Genomic DNA, 9501 nt, shown 5'->3' with positions numbered 1-9501 from the left:
ACCTGAATACTGTTTGTGGGATCAGGCTGATTTAATAAGTAATGCACTATGCTTATAGTTACCACGTAACGTTTTAAGGTGTTATATTTTCTCGTTTTGGCTTGATGATGTATAAATTGATTAACAACTAAGCTTGAAGCGGGCAGTATCTGTACAGCATGTTGTTGGCCGTATTGAATAAATAAATTCCAGTCTTTAGTCAAAGCGAGCAAAGAGTTGTGCTTATAGTACGATTGTGTGAGTAAAACCATCTGCTCAGTGGAAATCGTATTACGAAACCGTTCAACCATTTGTTTTATTTTAATTTCATTACTGAGAGGTGTGAGGTTTTTTTTCATACTAATGCACTATAACTTAAGATATTACCAATAAATATACTTGCTAACCGGTCAGATACAATTATTATTTAACTATTAGCAATAACAAACAGAAGCGGATCTCTATGGCGATAGCAACTTACCGAGGATTTACCTTAAAGTCAGCACCGAATTCCAGTGAGGTCTGGCAAGTTAAAATAAAGACACACGTATTAACCGGAAACTTAGCGGCAGTTAAAAAGAGTATCGATTGGTGGTGTGATACCGCATCAATTATTGATCCAAGCGAATTTGAATCGGTAGGTAAAGCACGCGAAGAGGGTCATAAACCTACACAAGAGCAGTTTAATGGTTTTACTTTGAAAAATGATACAGGAGAGGCGAATGCTTGGTATTGTTTTTTCAATGGTCGCTTAATCAAAGGTTCTAAAATTGCTATTCAAAAACATATTGAAGCTCATCTGCTTGCTAAACAAAAAGCGGAAACTCAACTAAAGAAGTAAGAAAATGTTATGACATTGGTATATTCAACCGAAACAGGCCGTATTCAACCTGAACCAGAAAAAAAAGTACGTCGCCAAGGTGATGGTATTATTCGCATACATAAAGAAACTAAAGGACGCAAAGGCAAAGGTGTTTCAATCATAAAAGGACTAGACCTTGACGATGCACCGTTAAAATTGCTCGCGGCGGAACTTAAAAAAAGCTGCGGCTGTGGCGGCTCACTAAAAGATGGAGAGATTGAGATTCAAGGTGATATGCGTGAGAAATTAAAACAGCTATTAGAGAAAAAAGGATTTGTTGTCAAACTAGCAGGAAGCTGAACTCTGTATTTACAAAGAAATTAATCTTTACTCTGTATCGCATAATTGGCTTTATTGGTCAGCCATGACACAATAAAGCTAATTATATACTTTATGGTAAATAGATTATGTTCAATGGAAAATAGCGCGAGTGAATAGAAGTCATCTAAGCTTGAAAGGAATAGTCATTTATTGATTATAGCCACGTTATCACATTTAACATAATGCACGTAATGCGTACTAAAGTGAGGTTTGTTGTAATCGATATCCTGGGATATTTAAACTCTAATCATAGGAAGTATCATCAATAATTGTTATAAGTGTCGATCCTCAATATGAATTCTAATAATGTATTCCGGTTGTTGATAAGAATACTTTTTTCCTACTCGTATCAATTGCTCGATCTCTTTGCATTGATGTGATGACCCCGTCGAGGTCGCTTTCCTTACTTCTGCCTTTTTAGCAGTGACATGACGCATATATATAAATACGTCACAGTAACCAGATAATGAAAACTGATCCTTTTTTAGCTGCTTAATCAGTTGCTGCTTAATTTTCTTTGCTGTTGGATTCGTTTCAGCGTCATCAGCAAAAGCCGACATCACCATACTACTTAATATCAATCCTAACATGACGCTTTTCTTTATCATCAGACGCTCCTAATCAAATGCAACTGAATACATCATATGCGATTTATTCAGTCTTTCGAGTGTGATTAGGTTAATGTTCGATTCACTTAATAAGGAAATGAAATTAGTGTTGTTACTCAATAAATGCGTTTAGTGACTTTTCTTTGATTTCCCACGACTTTTAAAACCTTGATGAGGAAAAACATTACGAATCCGTTGCTGAACTTTTTTAGGAACGTTTTTAGAGAAAACAAGTTTCATTCCTGCTCTCTGATGATATACCTTCATTTCACCATCAAAAGGTGTGGATTCAGCTATATCACTCACATTGTGTTTAAACGTTGGAGGGAAATGCCCTTTTGCTGTAGTCATCTGGCCGGATTTAAATGTCACCCTTAAAACGGGTCGATCAACAGCAAACAACCAAAAAATGACAATCCCAGCGATAATGATGGCGTAAATCATGTTATTCGTTCCTAATTGGATAGTAATTTACTTAAATCTTCTTTCAAACTTGTCACAGCACGGCTTGCTTTTTCACTACGTGAGGCTTCACTTAGTAAATATTCAATCGCATCTGATAAGGTGCAGCCAAGCTCATTTGCTCTTAGAGATAATTTCTCCCAGACCCGATAATCTAAATCGATAGACTTTTTACGCGTATGAAGCTGCTCTGCATTAAAATGCCGCTTACGCTTCGCTCTTATCGCTTGTTTAAGCTTATTATCCAAAGCAAGCGCCATATGTTTATCAATCCAATCGAGCACTAATGTGGGTTCGTGTTCAAGAGCTTTGAGCTGCAGAACCGCCGCATCGGCTTCACTGCGATCAATATGGCGAGTAATGGCTTCACCATCTTTCCATTTTTTCATTAAATACTGCCATTTCCAACCAGATTCTAGATTTTCGAGTTGTTGATATTTCATATTCGGCAAATCCGTATAAATTTTGAGTGACAGTGTAACCATGCCGGCGCTAACTTTCAATTCTCTCAATCAAAAATACGATAGAGATCATTAATAATAACAACGCTATTCGTAGCGGAGATTTTTCTATATAATTTCAGTTCTTTTAATCACTTCGATGACTCAATGACACAAGATATCTGGCGTTTAGTGACGCCCCAGTATGACGATTTTGACTTGTTATTTGCCCAGTTTGAACAAATTCCGGTACATTCTTTTTTTCAAACTCAGCATCGCCTTTCTCAAGCCATAGAGCGCTTCATACAGATACAGGGTTTTAGCCGGGTTCTGTTAATTAATGCGCCAGATAATTCCGTTTACCGCTCTTTGGTGCAAGAACATATACAAAACAAACGGTTAGGAGTGCCTATCGTCCGTACAGAGAGTTTGGATATGTCCACCCTTTTTGGCCAAATAAAAGCTGAAAATGGGCAGATTATCAGCCAATCCACTGGGTTATTAGAGCAAGCGAATAATGGTTATCTTATTGTTTCTGCTAATTTATTGTTAGCAAATCCTCGTTGCTGGCCACAATTAAAATCCGCCGTACTTGGTGAATCGATTTCTCCTATTAATTGTGATAAACGTTCATTACTTCCCGAGCTACCCAGCCAATCTTATAACATTAAATTGATTATTGTCGGTGATCGCCATCAACTCGGTGACATTGATTTTTTGGACTCAGATATTCATGCCGGTTTATGTTTATTTAGTGAGTTAGAATTAGACATCAAAATCGATCAGCATACTATGCCACTTTATTTAGGCTATCTTCGCTGGATGATTGAACGTTACCGTCTACCGACATTAACCTCAGGTGCTATTGAAGCGGTAATGACCGCAGGGGCAAGATACACCGAAGATCAACACTATGCCCCACTCTGCCTTATGTGGCATCGTGCTTTACTTGAAGAATCAGCAATTGAGTCTCAAGGAAAAAGTATTGAAAAATCACATGTTATTCAAGTTATCGAATCACGCTATTACCGTGCTTCCTATCTTCCAGAGCGGGCGTTAGATGATATTCTTGATGGTCAGGTGATTATCGAAACACAAGGAAAACAAGTAGGTCAGGTTAATGGATTAACCGTCATTGATGTTGCAGGACATCCTATTTCTTATGGAGAACCCGCACGTATTTCGTGTGTTATCCATTTTGGTGATGGGGATATTGCTGATGTAGAACGTAAAGTTGAGCTGGGTGGCAATCTGCATGCCAAAGGTATGATGATCATGCAAGCTTTTGTCAGTAGTGCGCTGGACTTAGATGTACCGTTACCCTTCTCCGCTTCGGTTGTTTTTGAACAATCTTACAGTGAAGTCGATGGCGATAGTGCTTCACTTGCTGAACTTTGTTCTTTAGTCAGTGCGCTCTCTGAATATCCGATAGATCAGCAAATCGCGGTCACAGGTGCCGTGGATCAATTTGGACGAGTTCAAGCCGTTGGTGGGCTAAATGAAAAGATTGAAGGTTTTTACCGAGTCTGTCAGCACCAAGGTTTTACCGGGCAACAAGGTGTTATTTTGCCTAAGAGCAACTTAAAACATCTGGCTCTTCATCCTCAAGTAATCGACAGTATAAAAAATGGCCAATTTACTATTTGGCCTGTCTCAACTGTTGATGAGGCCATTCCCTTACTTATGAATAAACCATTTAGAGGGGATGATGAAGACAGTGTGATTAGCAAAATTGCGGCTCGTATTGCTTATTTTGAAAAACATATTCAATCACACGGAATCATGGAACGAATCAAAAACTGGTTTGTCTAGTACTGATCGGAGTTGTTTAGCGTACACCTGTTCACTAACATGCTTCCTATTGGAAATTGGAGTAGTAAAATAATGAATAATAAACGTGATTCATACAATCGTGATGATCTTCTAGCCTCAAGCCGTGGTGAATTGTTTGGTGAAGGCTACCCTCAGTTACCTGCGCCTAATATGTTAATGATGGATCGAGTGACCAAAATGTCAGAAACCGAAGGAGATTTCGGTAAAGGGCTGATTCTTGCAGAGTTGGATATTTCCCCTGATCTTTGGTTTTTTGATTGCCATTTCCCCGGAGACCCGGTGATGCCTGGCTGTTTAGGGCTGGATGCCATGTGGCAATTAGTCGGCTTCTTTCTTGGTTGGGTTGGAGGAAAAGGCAAAGGACGCGCACTTGGTGTCGGTGAAGTAAAATTTACTGGGCAAATTCTTCCGACAGCGAAAAAAGTTACCTATGAAATTCATATGAAACGGGTGGTGAATCGTAGGTTGGTCATGGGGTTAGCTGATGGCCGTGTTTTAGTGGATGGTAAAGAAATTTATGTGGCTAAAGATCTAAAAGTTGGTCTTTTTCAAGATACTTCATCATTCTAAAGGTAATTAGGCAGCCGATCCGGCTGCCTAATTTTAGAACAATAAAATTAGTTATAGTGCACTAGGGCCTATTAGCCATAAGTACGTAATAAAAACAAAAAGCCCCTTTCGGGGCTAAGATCCATGGTGTATGTGGAAAATTATTTGTAGAGACCAGAGTTTTTATCATCTCTAGCATCACGCCAACCACCTAACCAATACGAACGAGCGTCAGTTTGTTGATAAGGACATTCATCGGGTGAACGTCCATTCAACCCAGCTTTATATCCTTGAGATTGCGCTCTTTCTAGGCGATCACGCTTTTGTCTCTTCATAGTGCAGTCCTCATACAGTAACTTGTGTTTAACGTACAACTATTAAAACGATGTGGCAAATTGATGACCACACCATTAAGAATTGACCAATAAATGGACTTTCTCAAGGCATAAAAAAGGCACAAGTCCAAATCTGTGAACTTGTGCCCTATTTAACAATTTTCTAGTCTTTCTTACGGAACCCAACGAGCCCAAATAACATCAAAGCCCACAATCCTATCGTTGCTCCTTTACGATCAATCGATTGATCGTCGGTACCACGTTGAACAATATCTTCACTCGTCGCGCCAGCAATTGGAATAAGCTTAACCGCCACAGTGGTTTCTTCCGTTTTACCATTACCACAGCGTGCATTATGAGCGGTAGAATCATAACCACCAACACATTTAAAGGCGCTCGCCGCAATAACACCAGCATCATTAATATCAGTTGCATCAATAATACGATATTGGTTATTGGCATTTGAGAACTCACCACCATTGGTAAGATCATCTAACCACCAAGCTTGGTTATTAAAGATATTTTTGCGCTCATCATTGGTATTCTTACCATTATATGGGTAAATAAAACCACGTTTACGACGTGGTTTACCACTCACTTCACGAGTATTATCGGCATCGATTTGGCCAACCATTTCATTATAGTTATTCATTGCGCCCGCTTTACCCCCTGCACCTTCAAAGAAAATGCCTCCCGATAAGAATGCAGCGGTTGGTGAAGAAGAGGAAACGTCCGGCACAATAAATAATCGATTGGCATACGCCCCTTTCTCTGCGGTTGCTCGTTTTGCTTCACCAATTGCAATTAAATTTGCATTGACTGAAGTTAAAAGGGAATTGGTGTGGATTCTATCTCCACTTGTACCGCCACCAGAATAGACCGTCGCCCCTTTTACAGCTATCGCTTCTTTTGGAGCTAAATTATCGTCTTGAATGGTTAGTGGAGTAATACTCGCTTGCATATAATGATTTTTATCATAGAAGGTGTTAAAACCAACCGCATAAAGTGTTTTATTATCACCTGAAATAACAAAATCTCTTAAGCTAGCTTGTGCGAGACGTTGATCCCTTTGTTCAGAAACTCCAGCCCCCCAAGGTAACGATGTCATACTGTCTTTAGGACTCAAATTTTTCCAAATCGCTCCTTTTGAAATATAAAAATCCCCTTCATTATTTACTTTTCCGCTTGCTACACTGCCTACAGTATAAGTACCATCCGTTTTCCAAGCTCGAGTTTGTAATCCAAGGTCGACATCTTGAGTACCAACGAGTGCAGTGACAGAGTTACGCCTATATCCTGTTACATTACCGAGGTCAGAAACAATACCGACCGGTTTTCCAGCTTCGGTCAAACTATTGACAACAACATTCTTGGTTTCATCAATTGCTATCCCTTCGTCTTCAATAAAAGCGATGGCATTTGGTGTTTGCTCACCATTGATTTCTTTGTGCCAAAGATTCCAACGAATCGATGCCCAACTTTCACAAGTAGAATAACGTAACTCGTTATTACAATAACGCTCAAAATCACGCAGTTCTTGAATATACACGAAGGTATTATCAATTCTAAACGGCACTGCTTCTCGGTAGCTAAGGCCATCTATCGCTTCACCATCATGAGTTTCCATTAACCGCGTTTCACCGGCAAGTTTAAACGATGATGCACAATCTGTTGCTCCATTGGCAAAGCAACCTAATGGTTCATTCACCATACCAGGCTGAATGGCGACACCATAACTACTTTTATAATCCAAGTTTGTTGATGGGCTAACCTCAACCACTTGATACAGTGCTGCTGAGGCTGAGGTTGAAGATAAGATGACGGCACTAATCAGCGTCCGTTTAAACGTATTACTACTCATTCGTTTCATTAACTATCCTGTTGTATCGCTTCAAGCTCTTCCCAACGCTCAAAAGCAACTTCAAGCTCCTGCTCATAAGCAGCCAGCTTCTCTAAAATGGGTTGGGTAATCTCTACAGCTTGGCTGAAAAAGTCGGGAGTATTGACCTCTAACTGTAGCGTTTCAATTTGTTCTTCTAACTGTTCAAGCTGGGCCGGCAAAGCTTCCAGCTCACGTTGTAGTTTATACGATAACTTCTTCGCTTTAGGCTTTGGTGATGTGGCTTTTAGAGGGGGCTCAACCGATTGCTCTTGTTTCTGCCTCACACCTTCATTTGCACGAGCTTGCTGCACTTGTTGACGCTGCTGCTGCGCATCGTGATAACCACCTACAAACTCTTCAATGTGTCCATTACCTTCAAAAATCCAACTGGTCGTCACTGTATTATCAACGAACTCACGATCGTGACTCACTAATAATAATGTGCCCTGATAGTTGGCAAGTAAATCCTCTAAAAGTTCCAATGTTTCGATATCTAAATCGTTAGTGGGCTCATCAAGTACTAATAAGTTATTGGTTTTTAAGAAAATTCTCGCTAGCAATAGCCGGTTTTTCTCACCACCTGACAACGCTTTGACTGGTGTTCTAGCCCGCTTTGGCGCGAAAAGAAAATCTTGTAAATAACTTAAGGCATGACGTTGACGCCCAGCTACCGTCACTTCTTGTTTTCCATCAGCTAAATTATCAATCACAGTTTTTTCAGGATCGAGTAATTCACGATATTGATCAAAGTACGCGACGTCCAATTTTGTCCCGCAGTGCAATCGACCGCTATCAGGGGTCAGCTCACCCAGTAACAGCTTAAGTAACGTACTTTTCCCACAGCCATTTGGACCAATCAGTGCAATACGATCACCTCGCATAATATTAAAACTAAAGTTACGAACAATCGGTTTGCCTTGAATGGAAAAGTTAAGGTTTTCCGCTTCAAATACAATTTTTCCTGAGCGGGATCCATCATCAATTTTAAGATTCACTTTACCTTGAACTTCACGTCGCTCGCTTCGCTCTTGTCGTAACTGCTTTAAGGCTCTCACTCGGCCTTCATTACGTGTTCGGCGCGCTTTTATGCCCTGACGAATCCAGATTTCCTCCTGAGCCAATTTTTTATCAAACTCAGCATTTTGCATCTCTTCAATACGCAATTGCTCTTCTTTTTCAACCAAGTATTGATCGTAGTTACCAGGAAAAGAGTTCAGTTTTCCTCGGTCTAAATCCAAAATACGAGTGGCCATTGCTTTAATAAACGTACGGTCGTGAGAAATAAAAATGATGGAACCACGAAAATCTTTAAGGAAACCTTCCAGCCATTCAATGGTTGTGACATCCAAATGGTTGGTTGGCTCATCAAGGAGTAAAACGTCAGGTTCACATACTAAAGCACGAGCTAAAGCCGCTTTGCGTTGCCAACCTCCGGAAAGTTCACTTAGTTTCGTTTGACCATTGAGTTTTAACGCCGTAAGCACATTGTTAATTCTGTCTTCCAAGCGCCAAGCACCAGAATGTTCTAGTTGCTCTTGAACCGTGGATAATTTCTTAATATTGGCGTCTGTTGGCGAATGAGTCACAAGATCAAGTAGATCGTTATAGATCTTAAGTTGCTCTCCTGCTTCTTTTAAGCCTCCAGCCACATAGTCATATACATTGCCTTGCTGGTTACGTGGCGGATCTTGTTCTAAACGAGAAACCACGACATCTTGCATTACCTGCATTTTGCCATCATCGAGCAAGATCTCACCCGCGAGCACTTTCATTAGGGTCGATTTCCCTGCACCATTACGGCCAACAAGACAAACCCGTTCGTTTTCTTGCAGAGCAAAATCTGCATGATCCAGTAAAGGATGGTCACCGAACGCCAGTAACCCGTTATGAATGGTAATTAATGCCATTATTTTCTAACCACTGAGTTAATTCATTAAAATCGAAAGGCCAGTTAAGTTCACTGCCTTGGAATGCAATCACCGGTATAGTGACACCGTAACGAGAGAATAGCTCATCGTCAAAAGCAATATCCACAATAGTGATCGGATCGGCAATATTCGCCTTGGTTAGCAACTGATAAGCTTGCTCACACAAATGACAACCTGAGGTGCTATAAAGTCTAATCACGCTCGCCCCTGCTCTTGTGGTTTATGGGTAATTAACCAGCAGTTATGGATTTGCTTGTTACGCTCAAAATCCATCGGCAAGGTCTGAGTTGAAATATTCTGCG

The 9501-nt window shown here is 40.3% G+C and carries 11 protein-coding genes and 1 pseudogene; 4 read left to right on the top strand and 8 right to left on the bottom strand.

All coding sequences use genetic code 11. The features are described from left to right. Positions 1-338: pseudogene (locus tag B7C60_RS18475) on the bottom strand (tyrosine-type recombinase/integrase); the annotation flags it as partial. Between the two features lie 104 nt (positions 339-442). Here B7C60_RS18475 and B7C60_RS08230 point away from each other — a divergent pair. Both B7C60_RS08230 and yciH read left to right on the top strand, forming a co-directional pair. After that, positions 443-820: a DUF3319 domain-containing protein gene (locus B7C60_RS08230; protein WP_099611231.1), complete on the top strand. Its 378-nt coding sequence runs from the start codon at positions 443-445 to the stop codon at positions 818-820. Between the two features lie 9 nt (positions 821-829). Beyond that, positions 830-1141 (top strand): stress response translation initiation inhibitor YciH, encoded by a 312-nt coding sequence (gene yciH / locus B7C60_RS08225; protein ID WP_099611230.1) that lies wholly within the window; start codon positions 830-832, stop codon positions 1139-1141. Between the two features lie 293 nt (positions 1142-1434). Here yciH and B7C60_RS08220 read toward each other — a convergent pair whose 3' ends face one another. The 3 genes from B7C60_RS08220 to matP form a co-directional block, all read right to left on the bottom strand. Next, a complete protein-coding gene (locus B7C60_RS08220) occupies positions 1435-1770 on the bottom strand; it encodes a hypothetical protein (RefSeq protein ID WP_099611229.1) in 336 nt (111 codons plus the stop codon). Positions 1771-1899: 129 nt separating this feature from the next. Beyond that, positions 1900-2214, bottom strand: coding sequence for a DUF3634 family protein (locus tag B7C60_RS08215; RefSeq protein ID WP_099611228.1), 315 nt, complete (start codon positions 2212-2214; stop codon positions 1900-1902). An 11-nt stretch (positions 2215-2225) separates the two neighbouring features. Beyond that, a complete protein-coding gene (matP, locus tag B7C60_RS08210; protein WP_099611227.1) occupies positions 2226-2675 on the bottom strand; it encodes a macrodomain Ter protein MatP in 450 nt (149 codons plus the stop codon). Positions 2676-2840: 165 nt separating this feature from the next. On the opposite strand from matP, the gene B7C60_RS08205 reads away from it, so the two are divergent. Together B7C60_RS08205 and fabA are read left to right on the top strand one after the other, a co-directional pair. Beyond that, positions 2841-4484 carry a S16 family serine protease gene (locus tag B7C60_RS08205; protein WP_099611226.1) on the top strand — a complete coding sequence of 548 codons (1644 nt, stop codon included), beginning with the start codon at positions 2841-2843 and terminating at the stop codon, positions 4482-4484. 72 nt (positions 4485-4556) lie between these two features. Further along, complete coding sequence (fabA, locus tag B7C60_RS08200; protein ID WP_099611225.1) at positions 4557-5075, top strand: bifunctional 3-hydroxydecanoyl-ACP dehydratase/trans-2-decenoyl-ACP isomerase; 519 nt, start codon at positions 4557-4559, stop codon at positions 5073-5075. A 140-nt stretch (positions 5076-5215) separates the two neighbouring features. Here the strand turns inward: fabA and rmf are convergent, their stop codons facing one another. The 4 genes from rmf to B7C60_RS08180 form a co-directional block, all read right to left on the bottom strand. Then, positions 5216-5389, bottom strand: coding sequence for a ribosome modulation factor (rmf, locus tag B7C60_RS08195; RefSeq protein WP_099611224.1), 174 nt, complete (start codon positions 5387-5389; stop codon positions 5216-5218). A gap of 163 nt (positions 5390-5552) precedes the next feature. Next, a complete protein-coding gene (locus B7C60_RS08190) occupies positions 5553-7250 on the bottom strand; it encodes a DUF3466 family protein (RefSeq protein WP_099611344.1) in 1698 nt (565 codons plus the stop codon). 8 nt (positions 7251-7258) lie between these two features. Continuing rightward, positions 7259-9178 carry an ABC transporter ATP-binding protein gene (locus tag B7C60_RS08185; RefSeq protein ID WP_099611223.1) on the bottom strand — a complete coding sequence of 640 codons (1920 nt, stop codon included), beginning with the start codon at positions 9176-9178 and terminating at the stop codon, positions 7259-7261. After that, on the bottom strand, positions 9156-9398 hold the full coding sequence (locus B7C60_RS08180) for a glutaredoxin family protein (RefSeq protein WP_099611222.1): 243 nt from the start codon (positions 9396-9398) through the stop codon (positions 9156-9158). The genes B7C60_RS08185 and B7C60_RS08180 overlap by 23 nt, the downstream gene beginning before the upstream one ends. Positions 9399-9501: the final 103 nt, after the last annotated feature.

It is taken from the genome of Vibrio fujianensis (assembly GCF_002749895.1).
Lineage (GTDB): Bacteria > Pseudomonadota > Gammaproteobacteria > Enterobacterales > Vibrionaceae > Vibrio > Vibrio fujianensis.
Note: the sequence above shows the minus strand (reverse complement) of the source record. Positions and strands in the feature narration are given on the sequence as shown.